The 26,120-nt window shown below is 45.8% G+C and carries 27 protein-coding genes; 4 read left to right on the plus strand and 23 right to left on the minus strand.

The annotated features are described in order from the left end of the window. Positions 1-13 precede the first annotated feature (13 nt). From NSQ09_RS04685 to NSQ09_RS04715, 7 genes are all read right to left on the minus strand, one after another. Positions 14-808, minus strand: a complete 795-nt coding sequence (locus NSQ09_RS04685; RefSeq protein ID WP_101169692.1) for an amino acid ABC transporter substrate-binding protein — start codon at positions 806-808, stop codon at positions 14-16. A gap of 24 nt (positions 809-832) precedes the next feature. After that, a complete protein-coding gene (gene snaB / locus NSQ09_RS04690; protein ID WP_014478464.1) occupies positions 833-1,330 on the minus strand; it encodes a sulfur-containing aminoacid acetyltransferase SnaB in 498 nt (165 codons plus the stop codon). 13 nt (positions 1,331-1,343) lie between these two features. After that, positions 1,344-2,669 (minus strand): LLM class flavin-dependent oxidoreductase, encoded by a 1,326-nt coding sequence (locus tag NSQ09_RS04695; RefSeq protein WP_003242500.1) that lies wholly within the window; start codon positions 2,667-2,669, stop codon positions 1,344-1,346. A 431-nt stretch (positions 2,670-3,100) separates the two neighbouring features. Further along, positions 3,101-4,087: a penicillin V amidase gene (yxeI, locus tag NSQ09_RS04700; RefSeq protein ID WP_095010517.1), complete on the minus strand. Its 987-nt coding sequence runs from the start codon at positions 4,085-4,087 to the stop codon at positions 3,101-3,103. 154 nt (positions 4,088-4,241) lie between these two features. After that, positions 4,242-5,054 (minus strand): sugar-phosphatase, encoded by an 813-nt coding sequence (gene yidA, locus NSQ09_RS04705; RefSeq protein ID WP_003243315.1) that lies wholly within the window; start codon positions 5,052-5,054, stop codon positions 4,242-4,244. A 39-nt stretch (positions 5,055-5,093) separates the two neighbouring features. Beyond that, positions 5,094-5,651: a hypothetical protein gene (locus NSQ09_RS04710; protein ID WP_014481401.1), complete on the minus strand. Its 558-nt coding sequence runs from the start codon at positions 5,649-5,651 to the stop codon at positions 5,094-5,096. Next, positions 5,632-6,066 carry a YxeF family protein gene (locus NSQ09_RS04715; RefSeq protein ID WP_003244165.1) on the minus strand — a complete coding sequence of 145 codons (435 nt, stop codon included), beginning with the start codon at positions 6,064-6,066 and terminating at the stop codon, positions 5,632-5,634. The genes NSQ09_RS04710 and NSQ09_RS04715 overlap by 20 nt, the downstream gene beginning before the upstream one ends. Before the next feature lie 88 nt (positions 6,067-6,154). Between NSQ09_RS04715 and cotNE the strand changes: the two genes are divergently transcribed. Both cotNE and NSQ09_RS04725 read left to right on the plus strand, forming a co-directional pair. Then, positions 6,155-6,520, plus strand: a complete 366-nt coding sequence (gene cotNE, locus NSQ09_RS04720) for an inner spore coat protein CotNE (protein WP_003227093.1) — start codon at positions 6,155-6,157, stop codon at positions 6,518-6,520. A 247-nt stretch (positions 6,521-6,767) separates the two neighbouring features. Continuing rightward, entirely contained in the window at positions 6,768-7,121 is a 354-nt protein-coding gene (locus NSQ09_RS04725; protein ID WP_003242469.1) for a hypothetical protein, read from the plus strand. Positions 7,122-7,164: 43 nt separating this feature from the next. On the opposite strand, the gene NSQ09_RS04730 is transcribed toward NSQ09_RS04725, so the two are convergent. Then, the gene (locus tag NSQ09_RS04730) at positions 7,165-7,563 is read right to left on the minus strand and encodes a hypothetical protein (protein ID WP_003243293.1); all 399 of its coding nucleotides are present in this window, start codon (positions 7,561-7,563) and stop codon (positions 7,165-7,167) included. Between the two features lie 177 nt (positions 7,564-7,740). Between NSQ09_RS04730 and NSQ09_RS04735 the strand changes: the two genes are divergently transcribed. Then, positions 7,741-8,706 carry an iron-hydroxamate ABC transporter substrate-binding protein gene (locus NSQ09_RS04735; RefSeq protein ID WP_014481404.1) on the plus strand — a complete coding sequence of 322 codons (966 nt, stop codon included), beginning with the start codon at positions 7,741-7,743 and terminating at the stop codon, positions 8,704-8,706. A 40-nt stretch (positions 8,707-8,746) separates the two neighbouring features. Here the strand turns inward: NSQ09_RS04735 and NSQ09_RS04740 are convergent, their stop codons facing one another. The 15 genes from NSQ09_RS04740 to iolA all read right to left on the minus strand — a co-directional run bounded on the left by NSQ09_RS04740 (position 8,747) and on the right by iolA (position 24,941). Then, positions 8,747-9,094, minus strand: a complete 348-nt coding sequence (locus NSQ09_RS04740; protein WP_003227084.1) for a YxeA family protein — start codon at positions 9,092-9,094, stop codon at positions 8,747-8,749. A gap of 13 nt (positions 9,095-9,107) precedes the next feature. Further along, on the minus strand, positions 9,108-10,976 hold the full coding sequence (gene yxdM / locus NSQ09_RS04745; protein WP_341030610.1) for an ABC transporter permease YxdM: 1,869 nt from the start codon (positions 10,974-10,976) through the stop codon (positions 9,108-9,110). Next, entirely contained in the window at positions 10,951-11,724 is a 774-nt protein-coding gene (yxdL, locus tag NSQ09_RS04750; protein ID WP_017696087.1) for an ABC transporter ATP-binding protein YxdL, read from the minus strand. The genes yxdM and yxdL overlap by 26 nt, the downstream gene beginning before the upstream one ends. 143 nt (positions 11,725-11,867) lie before the next feature. Continuing rightward, complete coding sequence (yxdK, locus tag NSQ09_RS04755; protein ID WP_015385109.1) at positions 11,868-12,845, minus strand: two-component system sensor histidine kinase YxdK; 978 nt, start codon at positions 12,843-12,845, stop codon at positions 11,868-11,870. Further along, complete coding sequence (yxdJ, locus tag NSQ09_RS04760) at positions 12,842-13,531, minus strand: two-component system response regulator YxdJ (protein ID WP_003243527.1); 690 nt, start codon at positions 13,529-13,531, stop codon at positions 12,842-12,844. The genes yxdK and yxdJ overlap by 4 nt, the downstream gene beginning before the upstream one ends. Positions 13,532-13,638: 107 nt before the next feature. Beyond that, the gene (gene iolJ, locus NSQ09_RS04765) at positions 13,639-14,511 is read right to left on the minus strand and encodes a 6-phospho-5-dehydro-2-deoxy-D-gluconate aldolase (RefSeq protein ID WP_014478478.1); all 873 of its coding nucleotides are present in this window, start codon (positions 14,509-14,511) and stop codon (positions 13,639-13,641) included. A gap of 20 nt (positions 14,512-14,531) precedes the next feature. Next, complete coding sequence (gene iolI / locus NSQ09_RS04770) at positions 14,532-15,368, minus strand: 2-keto-myo-inositol isomerase (protein WP_041054239.1); 837 nt, start codon at positions 15,366-15,368, stop codon at positions 14,532-14,534. Positions 15,369-15,453: 85 nt separating this feature from the next. Further along, positions 15,454-16,323 (minus strand): sugar phosphate isomerase/epimerase family protein, encoded by an 870-nt coding sequence (locus tag NSQ09_RS04775; RefSeq protein WP_014481413.1) that lies wholly within the window; start codon positions 16,321-16,323, stop codon positions 15,454-15,456. Positions 16,324-16,342: 19 nt separating this feature from the next. Then, positions 16,343-17,377 carry a bifunctional inositol 2-dehydrogenase/D-chiro-inositol 1-dehydrogenase gene (iolG, locus tag NSQ09_RS04780; RefSeq protein WP_017696085.1) on the minus strand — a complete coding sequence of 345 codons (1,035 nt, stop codon included), beginning with the start codon at positions 17,375-17,377 and terminating at the stop codon, positions 16,343-16,345. Positions 17,378-17,399: 22 nt separating this feature from the next. Then, positions 17,400-18,716, minus strand: coding sequence for a myo-inositol transporter IolF (gene iolF / locus NSQ09_RS04785; RefSeq protein WP_017696084.1), 1,317 nt, complete (start codon positions 18,714-18,716; stop codon positions 17,400-17,402). Positions 18,717-18,730: 14 nt separating this feature from the next. Beyond that, positions 18,731-19,624, minus strand: coding sequence for a myo-inosose-2 dehydratase (gene iolE / locus NSQ09_RS04790; protein WP_017696083.1), 894 nt, complete (start codon positions 19,622-19,624; stop codon positions 18,731-18,733). Positions 19,625-19,640: 16 nt separating this feature from the next. After that, complete coding sequence (iolD, locus tag NSQ09_RS04795) at positions 19,641-21,554, minus strand: 3D-(3,5/4)-trihydroxycyclohexane-1,2-dione acylhydrolase (decyclizing) (protein WP_017696082.1); 1,914 nt, start codon at positions 21,552-21,554, stop codon at positions 19,641-19,643. A 32-nt stretch (positions 21,555-21,586) separates the two neighbouring features. Beyond that, positions 21,587-22,564, minus strand: coding sequence for a 5-dehydro-2-deoxygluconokinase (gene iolC, locus NSQ09_RS04800; RefSeq protein WP_015250849.1), 978 nt, complete (start codon positions 22,562-22,564; stop codon positions 21,587-21,589). Between the two features lie 23 nt (positions 22,565-22,587). After that, the gene (gene iolB, locus NSQ09_RS04805; RefSeq protein WP_003243247.1) at positions 22,588-23,403 is read right to left on the minus strand and encodes a 5-deoxy-glucuronate isomerase; all 816 of its coding nucleotides are present in this window, start codon (positions 23,401-23,403) and stop codon (positions 22,588-22,590) included. Positions 23,404-23,477: 74 nt separating this feature from the next. Beyond that, the gene (gene iolA, locus NSQ09_RS04810; protein WP_032676940.1) at positions 23,478-24,941 is read right to left on the minus strand and encodes a methylmalonate-semialdehyde dehydrogenase; all 1,464 of its coding nucleotides are present in this window, start codon (positions 24,939-24,941) and stop codon (positions 23,478-23,480) included. A gap of 416 nt (positions 24,942-25,357) precedes the next feature. On the opposite strand from iolA, the gene iolR reads away from it, so the two are divergent. Beyond that, complete coding sequence (iolR, locus tag NSQ09_RS04815; RefSeq protein WP_003227050.1) at positions 25,358-26,113, plus strand: myo-inositol utilization transcriptional regulator IolR; 756 nt, start codon at positions 25,358-25,360, stop codon at positions 26,111-26,113. Positions 26,114-26,120: the final 7 nt, after the last annotated feature.

The raw sequence follows: 26,120 nt of genomic DNA on the forward strand, positions 1-26,120 counted from the left end.
TCACCGCCGTTTCTTAATGCTTCTGTTCTACTGTGATATCTTCATTAAAGTATTTTTCAGAGAGTTTTTTCAGTGTTCCGTCTTTACGCAATTCATCTAGCGCCTTATTGACTTTTTTGCGGAGCTTGTCGTGCGCATCGTCCTTGGCAAATGGGAATGCAACCTGTTCGTAAACAATCGGATCTCCTGCAAGCTTTAATGGCAAACCGGTCTTCTTGATTTGCGCGATCAATACAGTTCGGCTGTTGACATAAGCGTCTACACGGCCGTACGCAACATCCTTCAGCGTACCCTCTTGTGTTTCATACGTTTTGATATTGATTTTTTTATCAGGATCTTTGCTTTCAAGGTTTTTCGCGTGGTTTGAACCGAGAACGGCTGCGACTGTCTTGCCTTTCAAATCGTCTACTGATTTGATGTCTGTATTGTCTTTTTTGACGACAATCTGTGTTCCCGCATAAGCGTATGGTTTCGTAAAGTTATACGTTTCCTTACGTTCGTCTGTCACAGCTACCTGGTTTGAAATGGTATCAAGCTTGCCTGTTTGAAGCTCCCCCATCAGCCCGCTGAATTCAAGCAGCTTCCAGTCCAGTTTCATGTCAATTTTCTTAGCGACCGCTTCCATCACTTCCACGTCAAAACCTGTCAGCTTTCCGTTTTCTTTATAAGCAAATGGGTAACTTTGTCCTGTCGCACCGACATGAAGCACATTGTCATCCTCTTTACTGCTGCTGTTTCCATTGCCGCAAGCTGAGAGCACCGCTAATAATGCAGCAACGACCAGCACAATCCATTTTTTCATTTTCATTTGATTTTCCCGCCTTTTCTTTTTTTATAGATCATGTCGCAATTGTTTTTTCATATAGACTGTGATATGCCCTTTTCCAAGGTCTTGTTCACCTGAGCGGACATACCCTTTTCGTTCGTACATCTCTATCAGCCACGGATGCTTATCCGCTGTTCCGAGTGAGACAAACGGAACCTTTAACGTATCGCGAAGGATTGTTTCCTCCAGCCATTGAAGCAGCTTTGTTCCGATTCCTTTTTTACCGGTGTCGGGGTCCACAGCGAACCACCAGATATGCGGAACGCCATACGGTCCCGGCTGTTTTCCCCAAGGCATTCTCAAGGTGATGGTCGCGATGATCCGCCCGTCTTCTTCCATGACGTAGCAAGCGTTTTTTCGAATATTTTGCAGCACCAAATCTAAATCCGCATGAGCGGCGGCAAAACGAATGCCGAGCTTTCGAATCGGTTCATAAGCCCGCAATGTCAGCGCGAGAAGCTGTTCGGCATCACGTTCAACTGCAAGGCGATATTGTGGCTTCATCTAGCGTTCCTCCTTACTTTGCATAGCGGTTTACCGGCTTTTCCAAACCGAAGTGCTCTCGTAATGTTGTGCCTTCATATTCTTTTCTGAACACGCCGCGCTCCTGTAAAATCGGAACCACTTGATCAACAAACACTTCAATTCCTTCTGGAAGAAGCGGAGGCATGATGTTAAACCCGTCACACGCTTTCGTATCCACCCATTCCTGCATTTTGTCGGCGAGCTGCTCCGGCGTGCCGACGAAGATATGGTGGCCTCTGGAGCCTGCAACGTATTTGTAAAGCTCTCGTATCGTCATATTGTCACGTTCAGCCATCTCCTGAACAAGCTTGAAGCGGCTCTTCACCGCATTGGAAGCTTCGGCGTCAAGCTTCGGCAGCGGCCCATCAAGCGGATATGCCGACAAATCAATTCCGCCCAAGTAATTTTGGAGAATTTGCAGACCGACAGATGGGATAATCAGATCTTGAAGCTCCTTGTATTTGGCTTGCGCCGCTTCTTCTGTATCGGCAATGATCGGGAAAATACCCGGCATGATGGCAATTTTTTCTGGATCACGTCCGAATTCCGCAGCCTGTTCTTTAATGGATTGATAAAATTCTTGAGCTGATTCCAGGTGGTTTTGTGCTGTGAAGATCACTTCGGCTGTTTTGGCAGCCAGCGCTTTTCCGTCTCCTGATGATCCTGCCTGGATAATGACCGGCTGGCCCTGCGGGGTTCTTGAAACGTTTAGAGGTCCGCGAACCGAGAAATATTCTCCTTTGTGGTTCAGCTCATGCATTTTTTCTTTGTCAAAGAATTCACCCGTTTCTTTATTACGGATAAAGGCGTCCTCTTCCCATGAATCCCAAAGCCCCTTTACAATCTCGACAAATTCCTCTGCCCGCTGATAGCGCAAATGGTGTTCAAGGTGCTTTTCACCGCTGAAATTCAGCGCTGTGGATTCAATAGATGAAGTGACGACGTTCCATCCGGCACGGCCGTTGGACAGATGATCCAATGACGCAAACTGTCTGGCAATATGGAATGGCTCGCTGTATGTAGTGGAGGCTGTTGCTGTCAGTCCGATTTTTGATGTGACCTGCGCCAAAGCAGAGAGCAGGGTGAATGGCTCAAACCTTGTTAATACATTTGGATGTGATTTGCTGTCAATTGAAAGGCTGTCCGCTAAAAACAGCATATCCAGCTTGCCCCGCTCCGCTGTTTTCGCAAGCTCTTTAAAATAATCCAAATTCATGCTCGCATCTGACGGCGCGTCCGGGTGCCGCCAAGACGCGACATGATGGCCTGTACCCGCTAAAAATACCCCTAATTTGATTTGTTTCTTTTTGCTTGTCATGACGATACTCCTTTTATCATGTTTTTAGGCTGAATAATCCGAAAAACAAACTCCTATATTCCTAGTCGTTTAATATGAATAAATCAAAATGTACCTTTGTCTTGGACGTTTGTCAATGAGTTAAGATCAAATTTTTCTTTTTAAGCTGAAAGAATCTCGCGGGATCATGGGGCGGCATTTGTGCAACCTGTATACTGGCAAAACCAGTCTGATACTGAGACTCGTTTTGATCCAAAGTTTTATATAAATGTAGCTTGCACCTTATCTCTACTTCCGACCATACGCATTTTGCCGCCGCTTTTGCTCTTTGCTAACAAACGCGCGTGGTCGCCGTCGTAGAACGGTCCATTTTGCCACTCATTCAGAAGCTGAGACATCACATAAAAAAATAAGCTGATCCCGGATTCATACCGAAATCAGCTAATTGAATCTTAATTAAGTTCTAGAATGCTTTCTTCTGCTTTAGCAGAAAACACTTTAGGCTCCAAACAGTCAAGGTCTTCATGAAATAAATTTACTTTTTGGATTTGCCGATTGTCATAGTGGTAGAAATAGTAGTTTCCAGTTTCGTTGCACATCACGGAAGTATATTGCGTATAATGAATTTCGTCTTCTTCCGTTATCACTGCGCCCTTTGGTATCGTCATATTTGCCAAAATGTGAAAAGCGGCTGTTACACCTTTCGTTTCATCGGCCGCCGGCTCTAGGTGTTCTTTCAAATAAACAGCTCTGACAAACCGGGAAGGCGGTGTATAATCTCCCGGCAGACCAACAGTTCCTAAGCCTTGGCCAAAAGCGGAAAGGGCTAATCCGCCCATCTCTTTGCTCTCTAATTGCTTCGGTCTGATTCCTGTATATTGCTGCAGATTGGTTACATGCCATATAAAGTCGGGGCTGTTCGTCATGACACCAGGTTGATTATCATAGACTTTGAGGCCGTCTGCTCTTGGTTCTATCGTCAGGCTTCGGCCCGTCCGGTCTGACAATATCCAGTGAAGCGGTAAAACTGTATCCAATAGATCTAATTTTTTCTCTACAATCGTTAAAGATCGAATCTTTTCTTTTACGTCTTCCAAAGACTGACAGACTGACAGCACCCATGTCACAAACTCATGCGGGACAATGTGAACGGTATCTTCCCGTATCGTTTTTTCGTACTCCGCATAGCCCGGAAAATAAAGCGCCGCACAAGATAAACCGCTTTCATTAACGCCGTCGGCAAATAATATATTTCCAAGTTTTCTCCCCATACCGATAAACGCGTACTGTGTCTGATGGGCCCTTCCGTCAGCTTCACTGTTCCAGCTGTAACGGCGCGGATAGAGAATCACCTCTGTCCCCAGCTGAAATGCAAAATCCATTGTTCTTGCTAATACATGTTTAGGGTCAGCAGTTTCCAATGTAAGACTTGTGCACATTTGATCAGTCCCCTTTTCAATTCAGATTAATATCATATATATTGTGAACGAATTGGTTTTATCAGCATAACGAAAGTCAAATCGATTCGTCAAAGAATTGACATTACATCAAATAAAACGAAAAAATCCAGCCTTTAGAAGGCTGGATTTTTTATTATTTAGCCAAAACAAGCTCGTGAATCGCATGTGCAACGCCATGTTCATTATTGGAGCGTGTTTGAAAGTTTGCGGCTTCCAAAACTTCTGGGATGGCGTTTGCCATGGCAACCCCGCAGCCCGCCCATTCGATCATTGTCAGGTCGTTCCCGTTGTCGCCTATGCACATGACTTCCGCCTGTTCAATTCCAAGCAGCTGAGCCAGCTGGCGTACAGCATTTCCTTTGCTGGCTTCCGAGTGCAGAATTTCATAAAAGAAAGGCGCGCTTCTGACCATTGTATATTTTTCTCTCACGTCTTTTGGAATCGATGTAATGACGCGGCTTAAGTTCTCCGGTTTATCAATAAACATCACTTTCGGGATGAGAATATCTTTTGGCACCTCGTCAATCTTGCGGAAATGAAGCGGCACCTGTGTCACATAGGATTCGTATACGGTAAATTCGCTAATGTCCCGGTTAGGCGTATACAAATTAGATGAGTCAAAGAAATGCATCGGCGTCTTCAGCTCTAAGCTCAGGTCATATAATGAAGTCAAATCATCATAACCGAGAGACAGCTCCGAGACCACTTCATTTGTATGCGTATTTTGAACAAGCGCTCCATTATACGCAATAACATAGTCGCCTTCTTCAATTAAATTCAGTTCATCTAAATATCTCTGCACACCCCCGATAGGCCGGCCGGTGCAAAGCACAATTTTGACACCTTCCGCTTTTGCCGCGTGAAGGGCGTCGCGGACCTCCTCTGTTACTTCATGATGATCATTTAAAAGTGTTCCATCCATATCAATTGCAATTAGTTTGTACATCCTGCATCTCCTTCATGTCGTTTTCAGGCTATAGTCCCATCATATCGTTTTTTCTTTTTGATATTCAACCGGAAGGGATGGTTTTCTCCGAATTCTATTTAGACGACGCCCTTGTCTTCGGATACGCAAGCGCGGTTTCCGCTTTCTTTCTGCCTTGACGCCGTTTTCTGCTTTTTTCTGTTTCATCAGCAGAAAGCCGGCAGCTAAAAATGGAATGCCGGTTATATTCAAGATGGCAAGCTTCACACCCGCCGCAATGAAAAAGAACCCCCATGAAGATGATGGATTCCGCCTGATCATGACGTAAGCCGCCATTTCCAGAACGATCAGGATGGCATGAAGCGCTATGCCATAAATCAGCAATACAAGGGCAAAAAACAAAACATAATTCACGATTGCCCCTGAGTACATCATAGCGCGCATCATTTGTATAAACGATAAGGACTGCATGGAGCCGCTGATGACATTAGGGTTATAGATCGTATAGTCACTAAATAAATGTTTGACTTTGAGAAAAGCCCATAATATAAATATCCACTGAATGATATGTAAAACAAGCCCCGCTGCCACCAGTCTTTCAGCTTTTTGATTTCTCATCTTTCTCCTCCCTGCCGGTCTTTGATTCGATTCTTGTCATCGTTTTTCTCTGTCCATTTTGCTCCCATATCAATGTCCCGTTTTCTCCTCTTTTCAGCGTGCTTTTGAGCGGATAATAAGGGCCGAGGTACTGAATCTCGATAGACCCGTCAGTGCTTTGGGAAATCACCTTGTATGCCATAAAAGGCAGCTGTACCTCTCCTCTTCCTTCCATCACTTCCGTTTCCACAACCTCGTCTTCGGTAAATGTGACTGTTGCTGATTTCACACCGTCCGTTGGCCCGGGGGCACGCCCCTCATCCCACGTTCCGTAATAAAACGGCGTCTCTTCTTTTTGCTGCTGGCAGCCCGATACCATGATGCATACAGCAATTAAAAACAAAATGCCATATTTGTTTCTCAAGGGGATCACCATTCTTTCCTCCTTTTTTGGGCGAATGCCGTGCCACTGTGCCAATGACTACATAAGTTATAAGGAATTCACCCACAAGGAGACTGATCACATGAACCCTTATCAATATTACAGCCCTCAGCTGCCTCAGCAGGAACCTTACTATAGCCACTATGAGTACAATCCTTATCCGCAGCAGGATGTATACGATCCATACCAAATGGACAGACAGCCGGCATTGGAAAGAAGAATCGCAGCACTTGAACGGCAAAATGAACAGCAGTCAAGAGAATTAACCCGTCTGACAAACGAAGACCGCCGTCAAAATCGGGAAATTGCACGGATTGCCGAACAGGTCAATCAGTTAAGCCAGGCTGTTGAACGCCATACACGCCGCCTAAATCGGCTCAATCAGCGCCTCCGTACAGTAGAAAACCGGCTGAATATCCCATTTACTGCAGGGGAAGGCGGTTTCTGAGCGAAACAAAGAAAAAAAGCGGAATACGATTCTCCCATCTCAGGGTTTCGTTTTCCGCATTTCTTATATGTTAAAACGGAACATTTACATAAAAAGGGTTTGTACCCAGTATACAATCTTTACCGTTTTCATTCAAAGATAGAGGGGCTGAGGAAAATAATTGTAGTTCCTCTTTGACGGAATTTCTTTTCATTCAAGTTGCATGATAATACCGACTCACGTCAATCGATACATGGAGGGATCATTCATGCATAATACACAACACGGCTTGCAGCAGCTGAACCAATGCCGCCAAACTGCTCAGCAGCTCATTCAGCAAACACAGCAAAGCAGCCAGCAATATCGCCAAATGCTTCATCAGGAACAGCAAAACATCCAAATGCTGCAGCAGATTCTAAACCACGAACAACAAGCTGCACATACCATTCAGCAAGCACTGCACGGGCATGACATGGCGATTCAAAAGTGCCAGCAGGTTGTCAACATGTGCAACCAAATGCAACAGGAACTTACTGGACAATCCAGCGTCATGAATACGAATGTGTCTACACTTCCATTCGGCCAAAACACGACATTTCAGCAGCAATCCTACCAGCAGTAACATATAAAAAGCTCAACACAATGCGAGTGTTGAGCTTTTTTTCTTACTGTTCTTTGCGAATATGTATATCCTGAATAGACTGTTTCGGTGCATGAAATCTGCTCTCGGCTTCACTTCTTGCCTCGGCAAAAGCCCGCGCCTCCACATGATCTTTGTAGACATCCAGCTGAATCAAATACAGCGGGCGCACTTTAAATCCATGAATAATGGTTACCGCCCATAACGGGACCACAATAAAAACACCGGGCAGATCGGGCAAAACAAAACCAAACGCAAAAATGAAAAAATAAATGATGCCGTACATGATCCACTTTCTATTTCTAACCTTGATGCCAATAAATAAAAAGGCAAAAAAACTGGTAATGGCAAAAGGCATGAAAATAAACAGCATCCACCAGCTATGCAGCCATTCCCAAGCGGCACCTCTTTTTGTAATTCCCATATTTTTCTCCTCCTATTTACCTATAATAATCGATTAGGCATACCGCGTCACCCATAAACGGGAAAAACTTTCTCCCTTAAAAATAGTGATAGACGGAGAACAGGTTTCTTGCTATATTATTAATTGATAATGATAATCATTACTAATCTATTGAGATACATAGTGGGAGGGTTCTTGATGAAAAAGAACATATTGCTCGTGGGCATGCTTGTGCTGCTTCTCATGTTTGTCAGCGCTTGCAGCGGCACGGCTTCTAAAGGGAGCTCAAGCGATTCTGCTTCCGAAAAAACAGAAATGAGAACATACAAATCACCAAAAGGGAACGTCAACATTCCTGCACATCCGAAACGCATCGTCACTGATTTTTATGCCGGTGAATTGCTGTCTGTCGGGGCCAATGTGGTCGGCTCAGGCTCATGGTCATTTGATAATCCGTTTTTAAAATCAAAGCTGAAAAATGTGAAGGATGTTGGTGATCCAATAAGCGTTGAAAAAGTGATGGAGCTTCAGCCTGACTTAATTGTTGTCATGAATGAAGAGAATGTTGATAAATTAAAGAAAATCGCTCCGACTGTTGTCATACCTTATAACACAGCGAAAAACGTAGAAGACACAGTCAGCATGTTCGGAGATATCGCCGGAGCGAAAGACAAAGCAAAATCCTTTATGGCTGACTTTAACAAAAAAGCGGAAGCAGCTAAGAAGAAAATTGCCGGCGTCATCGACAAAGATGCAACCTTCGGCATTTATGAAAACACAGACAAGGGCGAATTCTGGGTGTTCAATGACAATGGCGGACGCGGCGGCCAAGCTGTATACAATGCACTTGGGTTAAAAGCGCCTGAAAAAATTGAGCAAGATGTCATCAAAAAAGGAGAGATGAAACAGCTCTCTCAAGAGGTTATTCCTGAGTATGCCGCAGATTATATGTTCATTACGGATTACAACCCGAAAGGCGAAAGCAAAACACTCGACAAGCTGGAGAATTCCTCCATTTGGAAAAATCTTGACGCTGTTAAACATAATCGCGTGTTTATCAATGACTTTGACTCGTTCTACCCGTACGACCCGATTTCTGTCAGCAAACAGGTGGATATCATCACCGACATGCTGATCAAACGGGCCGAAGAAAATAAAAAATAAAAAAACGGCACAGTCATGACGCTGTGCCGTTTTTTATGATTCACTTTAATTTTGACTGTACGGAGTCCGGCATATCTTCAAACTTGACTTCTTCCCAAGTCTCGACATACTTTCCTTTCGCCTTCACCTTCAAATACGCGTTCTTCCGAAGCTCTTTGCCGGCGAAAAAGGTCACTTCTTCTTTTTTCCCGGATGCATTATATCCGTCTAATGTATATTCAGTACCGCCCGGACTAAGATGTCTGCCATCTCGATCAATCTGCACATAGACATCTTGCTGGTGAATAAACGGATTAAATCTGTCTGTAACATCGTTATGAAAAAAGAGAAGCCCGCATATTACGGCAGCAGCCGCCAAGACGGCCAGGATTGCCATTGCTTTTTTCATCTTTGCACTCCCCTTACTTGTTCATTTTTTTCAAATAGCTTGACCGCACCGCGAGGAAGAATAGAAGCTGAAAAATGAAAAACCCTCCGATGGTGAGACTGAGCGGCCCCGCGACATCGGAATAGCCTTCCACAGCCAATGTTCTCAAGGCAAACAGTGTATGCATGACGGCAATGACAAATGGAAAGAAGAAAAGAATCGCCAATTGTATTGTCACGCTTTGTGCCATTTCACGCTCACTCAGGCCGATTTTGGCCAGTGAACGGTAGCGCTCCCGGTCTTCATCTAAATCAGTGAACAGCCTGAAATATAAGAAACTTGCTGCCGCGACAAAGAATACAATTGCGATAAACAGGCCGATAAATAAACTCAGGCTCGGCAGCTGCACCGTATCATAGTAAGTCCCGGCTTTTGAAGCAAAGTCAGAATGCACGTCGATATAATTGCCGTAAATCTCATTTTGCAAGGATTGGCTGATCTCAAGACTGTCTTTCCAATGATCATAGCTGTAGCCGTATAATGACGCTTTATCACCGAGTGATTTCAGCTGATCAAAGGTTTGATCATTCACCGCGATGATGGCATTCAATGAGATCAGCGGTTTTTTGACTTCTTTTACCGACAGTTTTTGATCAGACAGCTCCCCTTTTTGGTTCAGCAGCTTCAGCTGATCCGGCGCTTCGTTTTTGAAATTGCGGTCATACGTTCCCGGGAAATAGACAGCCTCGTCTTCTTTCAGGCCGTTCACTTTGACATGGAAGTATTTTGCCGCATCCGATTCACTGATCATGTAAACAGGGGGAACAGTTTCTCCTTCCTGATAGCGAACATAGGAAACATCTATTTTGTCTTTCTTATACGTAAAGCCGTGTGTTTTCAGTTCATGGTCAATATCTTTCAAATGAGTCTGTTCTTTTGGATTGTTGCTGTAAGATAAATACTTCATTTCATAAGCGGACTCTTCCGCTCCGACGGTCGATTTGTACATTGCGAGCACGCCTGTCGCAGTAAACGCAACCGCGGAAATAATGCTGACAATAAAGAACAGGCGGGCGTTGTCTTTTAGACGATAGACAAGGTCAGAAACCCAAATGATGTTTTTCCCGCGCAGATAAAAGGTTTTCCACTTCTTCAGCGCGCGCAGAATCCATATGCTGCTTTGGCTGAAAAAGAAGTATGTTCCGATGACGGTGAGCAGTAAAATGATAAACGGTTCGGCCCCGTGGACGTTGCCTTTAAGAACCATGCCGTACCCGCCGCACAGACAGGCGATGCCGAATAAGGACAGAAGCACGGACGGCTTAGGCTCCGGTTTAACCTTGCCAGTGCCCTTTATTAATTTGATAACCGTATTTGATCTGACAAAAAGGATCGTAAACTGCGATAAAAAGAAAAATAAGAGCAGAAATCCGCAGGCCGTAATACCGAGCGCTTTCCAAGGCATATACAAAGGCAGCGCGTCCATTTCTAAAATATAAGCGCCGACCGTAAAGAACGTCTTTGAAAAAATGAATCCTCCGATAATGCCGGCTGCAATTGACATGACGCCGATGATCATATTTTCCGCCGTAATGAGCTTTCTCAGCTGACCCGGCGTGATGCCCTGCATGAGCAGAATGCCGAATTCTTTATTTCTCGATTTCAAAAATGCGTTAACCGAATACAGAACAAATAAGAAAGAAAAAACAAAGATCATCCATTCCGCGGCGGTTAAGCCTTTTTTGGCGATGTTATTCAGGTAGCCTTCCTTTAATGCCGGATGAAACAAGAACATCGCAAAGGTAAAGAAAATCAAAACGGAAAAGGCGCTGCTTAAAAAGAATGCAAGATAGGCCCTTTTGTTTCTCGTGACGTTTTTATAAGCGAACTGAAGAAAGGTCATTTGCGTTTCCCCCCAGCATAGACAGCACATCGAGAATTTGTTCATAAAAGACTTGGCGGTTTTCCCCGCGGTAAATCTCATTAAACAGTTCGCCGTCTTTTATAAAAATGACGCGGCGGCAGTAGCTTGCCGCAACAGGATCGTGGGTCACCATCAAAGCCGTGACATGATCATCCTGATTCAGGCTCTGCATCGTTTCCATGACGTCTTTTGACGCTTTGGAATCAAGGTTGCCCGTCGGTTCATCGGCCAGGATGAGTGACGGCTTATGAATGACCGCTCTTGCGATGGCGGCACGCTGGCGCTGTCCTCCGGATACTTCAAACGTTCGTTTGTTGAGCAGGTTTTCGATTCCGAGCTTTGCCGCGATGCCTTGCAGTTTTTCTTCCATGACAGACGGCGCTTCTTTTTCAAGCGTTAACGGCAGCATGATATTTTCACCGATTGTCAGCGTGTCCAGAAGGTTGAAATCCTGAAACACAAACCCGAGCTGCTTGCGGCGGAAATGAGCGAGCTTTGTCCGCTTCAGGTGATGCGGGTTTTCTCCGTGAATCAGGATATCGCCTGAATCCGGACGGTCGATCGTTGAAATGATATTCAAAAGCGTTGTTTTTCCGGACCCGGACGGCCCCATTACCGCCGTGAACTCGCCTTCTTCTATTGAAAATGAAATTTGCTTTAAGGCCTGATAGGATACTTGTCCTTTATAGGTTTTATTTATATGTTTGACTTCAAGCATATTCGCCATGAAAATCCTCCTTATGGTTTTATTCTTGTTGATCTGGGCTGCTTTCATGTAGTGCCGGGACGTTCAACATAAAAATCCCCTTGACATAAATCCATGTTATCAAGGGGAAACAAAGCGGGCTATGTTGTTTTCTTAACGCAGCCTTACATTTTTGTAAGAAATGAAAATCGAACTGATGTCCCTTCACCGGGAGACGAGCTGATGTCCACCGTATGATTGAGCTTATCTGTAATTTCTTTGACGAGATGGAGGCCGATTCCCGTAGATTCTTGGAAACGCCGCCCGTTTTCACCCGTGTAATAAGGGTCAAACACCCGCTTGATGTCTTGTGAGGGAATCCCGACACCGTAATCTTTGACTTCAAGCACCGTCCTGTCTTCATCGCGGAAGACATTCAGCTCAAGTCTGTCACTCTTGCCCGCTGAATACTTGACCGCATTTGTGACCACTTGGCCAATCGCAAATTTGAGCCATTTGGCATCGGTGTAAATCTGATGATCATCGCAAACGTTCATTTTCGGATAAACGCGATATTGAATAAAAAATCGTTTATAGCTTTGAATGACTGATTGGAGAAGCTCGGACAGGGAAACCGCTTCGATTTTAAAATCCCGTTCAAACAAGTCGAGCCTTGAAGAATAAAGAAGCGTCTCCAGCCCGAATTCAATCTGCCGGACTTCTTTTTTGATTTGTTCAAAAACGGGCTCATCCTCTTCTTGAATGATTAAATTAATGACCGACAGCGGCGTCTTCACTTGGTGCACCCATTGATTCATATACGTCACCCGCGCGTCAAGCTTGGCTTCGGTCTCATGGAGCTTCTGGTGCTGCAGCCGGATCAGCTCCATCTGCTTTTCATACAGCTCTGAACAGAATACTGAAGAACCGAGATACGGGATATCCGTCCCTTCCTGCCCCGAGCTGAGCCAATGATACACGCCGCGGTCTTTGTACCAGCGATAGGCAAGATAACCCGCCAAAATAAGAAGCTGCACGCCCAATATGTAAAACAAGTGAGAAAAAGAATGAAGACCCGCAAACCAGTAATAAAAGAAGACAAACAGCCCTTGAAGGAGAAAAAGCAGAATCAGCACTGCATGAGACCGGAGAAACAGCTTCATGACTGCGCCCTCAGCTGGTAGCCTTCGCCCCGCACCGCTTCAATAGAAACAGGCGCGTTCAGCTCCCGCAGTTTTTTTCTGAGCCGCGTGATATACACGTTAAGTGTATTATCATCGATGAATATGTCGGTGTCCCACGTCTTTTCCATGAGACGGTCCCGACTCGTCACCTTTTCTCCCCGCTCAAGCAGCACTTCCAAAAGCTTGCTTTCTTTTTTAGAAAGCTCGCTTTTTTCATCCTGAAAACGCAGTTCAAACCGTTCCACAAAGAGCTGAACGCCGGCATATTCAACCACTTTCTCTCCCTGCTTTGCGGCGTACTCCCCGTACGCCCTCCGGATCTGGCTTTTGATTTTCGCCAGCACAATATCATAAGAAAACGGTTTTTCGATATAATCGTCTCCCCCATTTTCAATCGCCATCACCTGATCCATTTCCCCGCTTCTGGCAGAAATAAAGATGATCGGGCTTGTGGAGTGCTGGCGGATCTGCCGGCACCAATAATATCCGTCATATGCCGGCAAATTGATATCAAGCAGCACCACATCGGGCTTTTCCCGCAAAAAGACATCAAGAACAGCTGTAAAATCCGCGGCGACCACTGTTTGATAACCGTATTTTTCAAGGTAATTCTGCAATAGTCCGCGAATGTCTTCACTGTCTTCCACAATCATGATTTTATTCAAACTGAACCACTCCCGTTTCTTACACTGCTGCCATCATCATAATCGTTTTGGGCGTATGGACGCAACACCGCACAAAAAAACCGCCATCTCGGCGGTTTCTGGTCTCTTTAGCCGACCTGCTGCTTAGCTGCTTTACCGGCTGATCCGAACTCTCTCATTTTGCTTCGCACTGTCTCTTCCACGGCTTCAATGCCGGGTGTCAAATAGCCGCGCGGTTCGTACAGATCGCTGTTTTCCTGAAACATGCGGCGTGTTTCGTCTGTCCACGCTACCATACATTCCGTATTGATATTGATCTTCGCGTGGCCGAGCGTGATGGCTTTTTTGATCTGATCCTGCGGAATCCCGGATGCCCCGTGAAGAACGAGGGGAATATCAGTCATGCGGGAGATAGCCTCCATTTCCTTAAATCCGAGATTCGGCTCACCCTGATATTTGCCGTGTACAGAGCCGAGGGCGGCGGCCAGCGCGTCGATATTGGTTTCTTTGACGATCCGCTCACATTCCGTGATATCGGCATAGCAGACCCCGCCGACAAGTCCGTCTTCCATTCCGCCGACCGTGCCGACTTCGGCTTCTACTGACACGCCGTGTTTTGCGGCATAATCGGTGACTTCTTTTGTCATCGCGATATTCTCGTCAATCGGCTGATGGGAGCCGTCAATCATCACTGAGCTGAATCCGGCATCAATGGCCTGTCTGCAGCGTTCCGCACTGCTGCCGTGATCGAGATGAAGCACGACCGGAACGGTAATCGCCATGTCCTCTATTAACGCGCCGACCATGGCGGCAATCGTTTTAAATCCGCCTAAATAGTCGACCAGGCGATCGGAAGCCGCGGCGATGACCGGTGATTGCTCCTTTTGCGCCGCCTGCAAAATCGCCTTCGTCCATTGCAGGCCGTTGATATTAAACTGGCCAATTGCATATTGCTCCCGCTTTGCATCTTCAAGAAGCTCTTTCATCGATACAAAAGCCATATTCACCCCTCCTTTATCCATTACATGCTGAAGTATTTTGATACGACGTCCACTGTTGTTTTTTTCGCTGTTTGAATGGCTTCCTCAGCAGTCAGCTTATAGTATTCAGGCCGGAAGAGCTCAACCGATACAACATCAGAGAAGCCGATTTCCTTCAGTGCTGATAAGTGGGCATCTAAGTCAATTGCCCCTTGTCCCGGCCATACACGATCCGCATCTGTTAAAAAGCCGATTGGGAAATCTTCTGTATCATCAATATGATAGATGAAGATTTTCTTTCCGTCCGCCTGCTTTAAGCTCTCAATATTTGAACCCATTGCATGGAAGTGAAAACTGTCAAGGACAAGCCCGACATTGTCACGGTTAACTGTGTTTACGATCTCATACGCCTGTTCAAACGTATTGACCGTACATTGCGGATGGCCGACAAATTCAAGCGCGATTTTTACGCCGTACGGCTCCGCGATATCTGACAGCTCAGTCAGCACGTCTACACTGCTCTTTTTGATCTCTTCTTTTACAATCTTCTGCTCTGTCACAAGCGGAACAGCCACCACATATTTCACACCGAGGGTTTTGCATGTTTCCATCATGCCTTTAAATTCAGTGATGATCTCGTTGTGGCCCTTTTCATCACGGTTGTTGAAGAAAACAAGCGCGTTTAGAGCAAGCGGTTTGATGTGATGGGTTTGAAAATATTCCGCAAGATCTGCCAATGAATGATCTTTTAAGTACTCGGGCAGCTTATCCATTGTGCGGATTTCAATATAATCATAGCCGTGCTTTTCGCATAGTTCTAAATCCTGTTTAAGGTTTGAGTTTTCCAATGTTGTCGCTTCATTAAAACAAAGTTTCATGCCAGACTCCCCCATCTGCGTTTTAGATATGAAGGGAGTTCGGCAGGAAGGCTGTCGCCATATCCCGCCGAACTCCATGCTCAGCTTATGCCAGACCTAATTCTTCTTTCATTTTCTTAAGCATAAATCGGCTTGATTCATCCGCTCTTTCATCGACCCAAGCAAATACGGCATTCGTCGCAATTCCGTCGAACTTCATCTCTCTCAGTTTTCTGAAAATCGTATCAAAATCAACCTCGCCTTGACCAATGTCCAAATGCTGGTGAACCGTTACTTGCGCGTCAGGCGGATTGACGATATAGCGAAGACCATGAGCCGCTTTATGATTATAGGTATCTGCAAATAAAACATGTGTGAGGCGGTCGCCGGCTTCGTCAAACATGGTCTCGATGTCGCCTTTGCCGTCATCATAGAAGAACGTATGCGCAGTCGAGTAGACAAGATTGATCCAATCCTTGTCAAGCGCGCGGATCATATCCATCGCACCTTTGTGCGTTTCGATAAAATCGTATGGGTGGGCTTGAAGATTAAGTTTAATACCTTCTTTTTCAAAGACTGGCAGAAGCTCATCCATGGATTTGATAAATTTTTCTTCACTTGTTAAAGGATCATATTTTGAACCGCTGAATTCGCTGTTCATCAAATCCACTTCAAGTTCAACCGCAATTTCGATTGCCCGTTTCCAATTGCGCACCGCTGCCTGCCGGCGGTCTTCATCGGGTCCCGCCCAGTGGTAAAGAGGAAGAAGCGATGAAAGCTTAACACCTGTATCTCTTAAAAGGCGCTTTAATTGTTTGATCTTTGCTGAATCGACTTTCGGATATTTATAAAACGGGCAAAAATCCTCGCGCGGAGACAATTCGATATATTCATAGCCAAGCTCCGCCGTTTTATAGACCGTTTCCTCTAAAGTTAAATCATCACGATACATGGATGGATCCAATGCTAACTTCATATTTTCACTCCTCTGTTTTTTAGTTTTGAACTGTTGTAAAAGATTGATAGAATTCCGGTTTTTCCTTCAATTCAACCTTTTCTTTTTGTCCAGATTCCTGGGCTTTTACACACGCGTCAGTCGTGACAGCAGCAATATAGCCGTCCCATGCCGTCGGTCCGCTGACCTCGCCTTTCTTTTGAATCGAATCAATAAAGTCTTGGATTTCCACATCATACGCAGCGACAAAGCGTCTCTGCCAATCCATCAAAATATCAGTGCTGAATTTGCCTTCTTTTCTCAAGCTGATGCTTGATGGTTCAGGAAGCTTGATGATGCCGTCTTCTCCGACGATTTCACATTGAATGTCATAGCCATATTTACAGTTCACATAGATTTCAGCATTGATGACGATACCGCCTTTTGTTTCAATCACGACGATTTGCGGATCTTTTAAATGCGGCAGCGCGTTTTTTGATTTTTTCGGGTAGATGACTTGAACGGACTCGTAGTCATCGTTGACGAGCCAGTGCAGTACATCAATTTCATGAACGAGCGTGTCGACTACGGCCATATCGGTTGTGTAGTTATCTCCTACAGTCGGGTTGCGGTGCGCGCAGTGAATCATAAGCGGTTCGCCAATCACATGGTTATCGAGTGCTTCCTTCAGCTGTACGTAACCGCTGTCATAACGGCGCATGAAGCCGACTTGAACAAGGCGTTTGCCCATTTTGATTTCTTCTTCGACGATGCGCATGCATCCTTCAGCCGTTGTCGCGAGCGGTTTTTCACAGAACACATATTTCTGGGCTTTAATGGCTTTCAGCACGCTTGACTCATGCGCAGGCCCCCAGCTTGTCACTAAGACAGCGTCTACATTTTCGTCTGCAAGCAGGCTGTCATCATTCGGATAAACCGTCGCGTTTAATTGGTATTGCTCAACGACCTTTTGTGCAGCTTCTTGATTAACATCCGTTACAGCTACGATTTCCGCGCCGGACAGCTTGTTCGTGATGCGGTTAATATGTTCTTTTCCGATTGCTCCAGTTCCAATTACGCCAATACGTAAACTCATTGACAGCCACTCCTTCTGTTGGTTACATGATTTTGCTTTCTGTTTCTTGCTTTACTTGGCTCTGAGGAGATCCGTAGAGTTCCTCTTGAATTTGCTCAAGCGACTTGCCAGACGTATTCGGCGCAAAGAGCAGCCCGATGATCATACTGGCCGTCACACATCCGAGAAGGATTGCAGCCATCGTTCCAATGCCGAAATTGGTGATAATCATTGGGACAAACAGACTCCAAATCCCTATTGAAATACGGACAAGGAAAAACATCAGTCCTTGTGCGGAAGCACGATATTGCGTAGGAAAGATTTCACTGGCCCATAACTGATAGTTCGCTTGCTGCCCTGCTCCGTTATTGATGCCGATCACGACAATAAACAGGAGCAGAATCGGCAGGCCTTCAACTGGCAGCAGAAACAGTGTCCACCCGATCACCGCCATGAAAGCGGCGATTCCAAATACGGTTTTTCTATATTTGTCGGCAAAGGGCATGAAGATCAAGGCGACCCCCAATCCTGTGAAGATAAACAGCCCCATTTGCAAAAGGTTGGCCATGTTGGCAGATACACCGCCGACCTGCTGATAAATGTATGGCATAAAGAAGCCCATGACCCCGGCGGCTAAGTTCCAAACCAAGTACACACCCATCAAAAACAATATGCTTTTGAGATACATAGGCTTGAGCAAATCAAAATACGATGTCTTATGCAGTACAGCCGGCTTCTCTGCCTGAGCATCCTCCGGCTGATTTTTTGTCTGCCAGGCGTCTGATTCCGGAAGCCTGATTCTCAGGATGTACGTAATCAGCGCAATCACAAGCAGATGGGCAAATACGATTTTATTCCCCAAGAGTCCCAAGTCACCGGCCAGTACGGAGAGGAGCAGTACAACGACAGCGCCCGCGGCCCAAGCGACTTGTGCTACGCCGCAATGTCTGGCCCGATTCTTCTTTGGCGCATTTTCCGCAATAATGGTCCATGACGCGGTTATGTCAGCTCCTACTGATAAACCGATAATGATGTAACCGCTTAACAACATGGGGAAATTAACCCCGAACAAAACCAAACAAATCCCTAGTGCATAAACCAGCATGCTATTGGTGTAAACAGCCTTCCGTCCGACTTTATCAGCCAGAAACCCGCCAAGCAGCGCGCCGACAGCGGCAGAAATCGCATTTGCGCTCAGCGCGCCAAGCAGCCCGATTTGCGTATCGGATAGCTTAAGGTAACTGACCCATAATGATAAACCGGCGGAGCCTGCCACAATTGAACCGGCATCAATATAGTTGGCCAATGCTGCCGCGATTGTCCGTTTATTGAAGGCTGAATCTCCATTGGTATTACCCATATGTTCATTCCCCATTAAGCCAGATCCAACAACTGCTGATCAATATAGTTTCTCGCAATCAATGCATACTCCAGCGGGTTGGCAACATCAGGGTCCTGTTCAGCTTCAATGACAATCCATCCGGAATAACTGTGATTCAACAGCAGCTGATATACTTCTCTAAAGTCAATGCAGCCGTCACCGGGAACCGTAAACATGCCTTTTAAAAATGATTGCCGGAACGATTGTCCTTCGAGCCTGCATTGTTCCATGACATTCAGGCGGGCATCCTTAAAGTGCACATGCTTAATGCGCCCGATATGCTTCTCAAGCATCCCCATGTAATCGCCGTCAGAAATATACGCATGGCCTGTATCATAGAGGAGGTGTACATGCGAAGGGTCAGTTCCTGCCATCAGGCGGTCCACTTCTTCCGCTGTTTGGACACCAGTGCCGAGATGATGATGATAGACAAGCTTCAAGCCATGCTGAGCGGCAATTTCGCCAAGGTGATTCAGCCCTTCGCAAAGCCGCTCCCATTCATCATCCGTAAAGTGCGGCTTCTCTGTGAACACGTTTTTCTCCAAGCTTTGCACGCTGTACGTTTGTTCAGAGACAACTGCGACATCCGCGTTTACTTGCTGCAAATACTCACAATGCAGGGTAAATGCCTTTGCCGCTTCACCAAGTCCGTCACGCAAAATAAAACTGCTGAACCATTTTCCTGCAATGCGTAAGTTCCGAAGCTTCAGCTCTTTGTTCAGGATGGCAGGTTCGGGGAAAAAGCCCCCGACCTCCGTGCCTTGAAAACGTGCGACAACGATATCACTTAACAAATGCTGAAGTGTATTTCCCGCTCCAATTTCAGGCATGTCATCATTCCGCCACCCAATGGGAGCGATTCCCCACAGGATTTCATTTTTGCCCATCTATGGTGCCTCCCCTCTAATACTGCTTCGCAGATTCCAGCTTTTTCTCTTTTGCTTCGTATGCTTTCTGAACGCTTTCTTGTTCAGATACCTCTGCCACCCCGACATGCCACCAGCTGTCATAGCCGTCCGTCATTGTTTTTGGCAGAACTTTCATTTCTATTAACGTTGATACATCCTGTTTCTTCGCATCCTCTAACGCCGCTTTTAATTCTTCTACTGTGTTCGCGCGGTAGGTTTTCGCGCCGTATCCCTCAGCGACTTTTGCGTAATCGACATTCAGGATTTGGTTGTCATCTGTGCGGAACTCGCAATAGTAGCTGCCGCTGCCATGATCCATTTGCAGGTTGTTGATGCATCCGAATCCTGAGTTGTCAAAGAGCAGCACATTGATTTTCTTGTTGTACTGAATCGCCGTGATCAATTCAGAATGAAGCATCAGGAAGCTGCCGTCTCCAACGATTGAATACACTTCTCTGTCAGGGTGGGCCAGTTTAAGACCGAGTGTCCCGGACACTTCATAGCCCATGCAAGAATATCCATACTCCAGGTGATACGTATTCGGAACATTAGAATGCCACAGACGCTGCAAATCTCCTGGGAGTGAGCCTGCTGAACAGATGATGACGCTGTCTTCAGGAATCGTCTCGTTGATTGTCAGCAATGCCGTTGTTTGCGGAAGCTCCGTATTCAACGCGTCAGCATATTCATTCAGGACCTCTTGAGAAAAGTGATTTTTGATTTCCGGATCAAATGCTTCCCGCTTAAACGTCACTTTGCTGAGACGCTCGCGTTCAGCTAGCCATTCGTCCTTCAGCTCCCGGATCGTTGTGCCGAACTCGCTCTCATAGCCTTCAAGCAAGGCATGCAGTTTGCCAAGCGTCACTTTCGCATCCGCTACCACTTGGAATGCATCAAGTTTATACGCCTGCATTCGGCTGACGTTAATGTTCAAAAACTTCGCCTTATCAAAATCAAAAGCGGTCTTAGAGGATGTCGCAAAATCTGTATACCTTGTGCCGATGCCAATAATCAAATCAGCTTGGCGGGCCGCTTTGTTTGCCGCAAGTGTACCTGTGATGCCCATTCCGCCAAGGTTGTTCGCAAAATCAGCCTCAACAGTAGACTTTCCTGCCTGCGTTTCAACTAACGGAATGTTATAGGCTTCAGAAATGGCGACCAATTCATCGCGCGCACCGGAATATTTTGCGCCTCCGCCGACGAGAATCACAGGTTTTTTGCTGGATTTAATCAGCTCCGCCGCTCCTTGAAGCTCGCGCTCGCTCGGCTGCATGCGATCAATATAGTGAACCCGTTTGACGAAGAAACTTTCATCAAAATCGTATGCTTCCCCTTCAACATCCTGAGAAATACAAATCGTTGCCGGACCTGCTTTTGCCGGATCAGTCATGACTTCAAACGCGCGCAGCAAACTGCTCATCAGCTGCTCAGGGCGCGTAATGCGGTCCCAGTATCTCGATACAGGCTTCAATGCATCGTTTGTCGTAATCGCCGCACTGTATTCTTGCTCCATTTGCTGCAGTACAGGGTCTGGCTGTCTTGTCGCAAATGTGTCTGCCGGAATCAAGAGAACTGGGATATTGTTTGCCAATGCAGTGCCGGCTGCCGCCACCAAGTTAGCCGCTCCAGGTCCGACGGATGTAGACACCGCATATATTTTTCTTCTCAGCATTTGCTTGCTGTACGCCATGGCCGCATGCGCCATTCCTTGTTCATTTTTCCCTTGATAGACTTTCAAATGGCCTGCATCCTGCTCAAGCGCCTGCCCGATCCCTAATACGTTTCCATGACCGAAAATCGTGAAGATCCCTTCGACAAAAGGCTCTTCCTTTCCATCTACATGGATGTACTGCTGGTTTAAGAATTTAATCAGCGCCTGTGCTGTTGTTAAGCGAATTTTCTTGCCCACAAACGATCCCACCTTTACTCGATCTTTTTCAATTATGACTGTGCTTCAATAAGCTGTACGATTTCATCAGCAGTCGGCATCGCTTCTGACGAACTGTGCTTGCTCACCACAATGGAAGCTGAAGCACTGCCGTATTTCAATGCCGTTTCGATGTCTTTTCCGGTGACAAGGCCATAGATAAAGGCTGACGCATAGGAGTCACCGGCTCCAAAAGTTTTCAGCACTTTTGTCTTGTACGCTTGAGCGCGGAATACCTCGCCGGATTTGCTGTATGCGTAAGAGCCTTCGACGCCGTGTTTGATGACAACGAGGTCGGCTGAATGGCCAAATAAATGATTGACGGATTCTTCATTGCTTCCGCCTGTGCGGTTTTCCATCACATCAAATTCATCGCGTGTGCCGATGACGATATCAGACTGCTCGGCAACCAAAGAATAATAAACGGCTGTTTCATCTGATGACTGCCACGTATACGGGCGGTAATCCAGTTCGAACACCACTTTAACCTGATGCTTCTTCGCGTATTGAACAGCTTTTAATACCGCTTCCCGTGACGGGCTTTTGGCGAGCGCTGTCCCGGAAACAAGCAGCATTTTCGCATTTGCGATATAGTCTTCGCTTACCTCTGAAGGCTCAAGATAAAGATCCGCCACATCATCGCGATACATTAAAATGCTGCATTCTTCAGGGCTGAGGATTTCTGTAAATGCAAGGCCTGCTTTGTGTCCATCTTGATCAACAACCATCTGTGTTGTATCAACGCCGGTCTTTCTCATATAGGACTCTATGAATCTTCCATGCTGGTCATCCGGAATTTTGCCGATGAAGCCCGCTTTTAAGCCAAGCTTCGCGCTGCCGATCGCGATATTCGCAGGTGAACCGCCGACATATTTCGAAAATGTCATCGTTTCTTCCATTGGGCGGTTGTATTCGACTGCGTTCAGATCAATACATGCCCGGCCGATGGCAACAATATCAAAAGCCTTCTCTTCATTGAATGTATACTTCATCGTAAACAGCCACTCCTCACTTGTTAGCGTTCTAAAATCCATTCATGCGCCGGGTCGTTATAAAACTTCCATTTTCGCGTCGGCCCTGCCATGACATTTAAATAGTAGGATGTGTATCCGTCCGGAACGCCTACCGGGTGGTATCCCGCAGGAACGATGACAACGTTTTCATTTCCCACAGTCATTGTCTCGTCAATAGAACGGTCATCTGTGTATACGCGCTGAAACACAAAGCCCTGTCCCGGGTCTAACTCATGGTAGTACGTTTCTTCTAAGAAAGATTCTTCCGGCAAGTTGTCTTGGTCATGTTTGTGAGGCGGGTAGCTGGACCAGTTGCCGCTGTCTGTATAGACTTCAACTACTAATAGACTGTTAGCTGAAGGGTCTGAATCCGGAAGAATGTTATGAACAGTACGTTTGTTTGAAAATTGCCCGCGATGCTCAATTCCGTTGTCTTCCGCTTTGATCAGCTTTGTCGGAAGCTGCTTTTCCGATGGAGAATAGCAAAGCGCCACTCTTGCGTCGCTGACCGCTGTGATCTCAAATGCACGGTCATTTGAAATATAGACGCTGTCTGTCGGTTTTCGTTCAAATACGCTTTCGCGCGTGCCGATATTCTCAAAAGTCGACTCATGATCTGTCACTGTAATTTTCCCCGTTACCGCCACAATACAGATTTCTTGTTTTTTCAATTCTTCTGTATAGCTTGAACCTGATGCAAGATCTAACACTTTAAACTCTACATAAGTGAGATCAGAGTTGGATGTCGTTACTTCGTGCACGAGTTTGACCCCATTAGACACTTCATGCGACTGCGGCTTACGCAACAAATAACTCATAGAGAAGCCCTCCTCTTTCTATTGGCAGAATGAGTCCGAACAGCGCACATGGACGCCGTTCGGCTGTTCGTCGTTTAGTTGAAATCAGGTGCCGGATATCTTGCCGTCACCACTTTTTTACGTGTATAGAAGTCGACGCTGTCTTTTCCGTTCGCATGCAGCGTTCCAAAGAATGAAGATTTCCAGCCTGAGAATGGGAAGAACGCCATTGGAGCCGGCACACCAAGGTTGATGCCTAGCATTCCCGCATCAATGTTTTCACGGAAGTAGCGGATTGCGTTTGAGTTGGATGTGAACAAGCAGGCGCCGTTCGCAAACTCAGACTTATTGGCGATTTCAATCGCTTCTTTCAGGTTTTTCACACGGATGACAGATAAGACCGGAGCGAAAATTTCATCTTTCCAGATCGTCATTTCTGTTGTGACATTGTCAAAGATCGTCGGGCCGACAAAGTAGCCGTCGTCAGACACATTTTCACGTCCGTCACATACGAGTCTGGCACCTTCTTCAAGACCTTTTTCGATATAGCTGAGCGTGCGCTTCTTGTTGTCTTCGCGAATCACCGGTCCTAAGAACACGCCGTCATCAAGGCCGTTACCGATTTTAATGTCCGCCACTTTTTCCTGCAGCTTCGCCATAAATTCATCGGCGATTCCTTCTTCAACTGTCACAACCGCACAAGCCATGCAGCGTTCACCGGCAGAACCGAAGGCAGCTCCGACGATGTTTGTGACCGTGTCTTCAAGATTCGCATCGTTCAAGACAATCGTATGGTTTTTCGCACCAGTCAGAGATTGAACGCGTTTTAAGTTTTCGCTTCCTTTTTTGTAGACGTATTCGCCGACTGGCTTTGAGCCTACAAATGAAATCGCTTTAATTTCGGGATGCTCGAGAATCCCGTTTACAACGTCATGCGCACCGTATACGACGTTGAATACCCCTTTCGGAAGGCCCGCTTTTTCAAAAAGCTCAACCAATTTCTCTGTTAACAGCGGAGTCCGCTCAGATGGCTTTAAAATAAATGTGTTGCCGAGCGCGATCGCCATCGGGAACATCCAGCAAGGAACCATCATCGGGAAGTTGAATGGCGCGATTCCGCCGACAACTCCGATTGGGTAACGGTAGTTCGCCGCTTCAACGTCCGTTGCGATGGAAGCAAGCGAGTCACCCATCATCAGGGAAGGTGCTCCAGCGGCGAACTCTACGTTTTCAATCCCGCGTCCCACTTCACCTAAAGCTTCTTTTGTGTTTTTTCCGTTTTCAATGGTAATTAGATGAGCCAGTTCTTCTCTATGCTGGGACAGCAGCTGCTGAAAGTTAAATAGAATTCTGGCACGGCGCGGAACCGCCACCTTTGACCATGTTTTAAATGCTTCAGCCGCCGTTTGCGCTGCGTAATCAATATCCTCTTTTGTAGAAATCGGCACTTGGCATAGCACTTCTTTCGTCGCCGGATTGACGACATCTTCATATTGATCTGTTTTGCTTTCAACCCATTCACCGTTGATGTAGTTTTTTAATTTTCTGATTTCTGCCATTCTTATTGCCTCCTTCATTAGTAAACACATACACTTGTATGGATGGTTCAGGATAGATTCATATCAATATCCACTTTTCAGCAAGCCAAGAATTAAACGCTTTCAAAAAAACCAAAAAAATAAATGGCGGATGCATATTTACATACAAGCAACCATTTCATGCACAACAGGTTACTTTTTGGTCATTTCTTGGTTATATTTTAATCGCATAATACCCATAAGTCAATCATAAACACTACATTTTTTCATTATTTTTATTATATTAATCTTTTAATCAAGTAAGAGAGGTAAGAGAAGGCCGTAGAATCTTGCAAAAGATATACACCGATGTTATCATTTTTTAAGCAACTATTGATTAACTTTTGGTTTTTATTATATATTTATGTTACGTAAAGATTCAAGAAGGAGTTTTTTATATGAAACTGATGCGGATTCAGGAAATGGAGGAGTACATTTTATCGCATGGCACTGTTTCCTTAGATGAGCTGTGCCAGGTGTTCAATGTCTCCAAAAACACAGTAAGACGTGATATCAACAAGCTAACAGAAAAGGGTGCGATTGAAAAAGTATACGGCGGCGTAACATCTATTGAAAAAACCGCATTAGTTCCTTTTGAAAATCGCACCATTCAGCACCAGGATGAAAAAACAAAAATCGCCCATTATGCTTCCCGATTTATTGAAGATCACGATTTGGTCTTCATTGATTCAGGAACGACGACAAAGTCTATTCTTGATACGCTTGATCCAGCCAAAAATGTCACCATCTTAACCAACAGTTTAGACATTATCAATGCGGCGTCAGCTTTGAAGAATATCAACTTAATCATTATCGGAAACAACTATAAGAGAAAAACCCGCTCCTTTGTCGGCATGGACGACCCGGCTATGCTTGATAAGTACAATATCAACAAAGCCTTTATGTCCGCTACCGGAACGACGCTGACACACGGATTGACCAACTCGGATCTGCTGGAGTATGAAATTAAAAAGAGGATTTCAGAAAAAGCAAAAGAAGTGTATCTATTGGCTGACCATTCTAAATTCGGAAAATCAACGCTTCTGACGTATGCACCGTTTGACAGGCTGCATTGCATTGTGACCTCTCAGCCATTAGACGACGAGTACACGCAGTACTGCAATGAGCATCAAATCGGCATTCATCTGGCCTAACGTTTAC

The sequence above is a fragment of the Bacillus sp. FSL W8-1202 genome, assembly GCF_038006165.1.
Classification (GTDB): Bacteria; Bacillota; Bacilli; order Bacillales; family Bacillaceae; genus Bacillus; species Bacillus subtilis.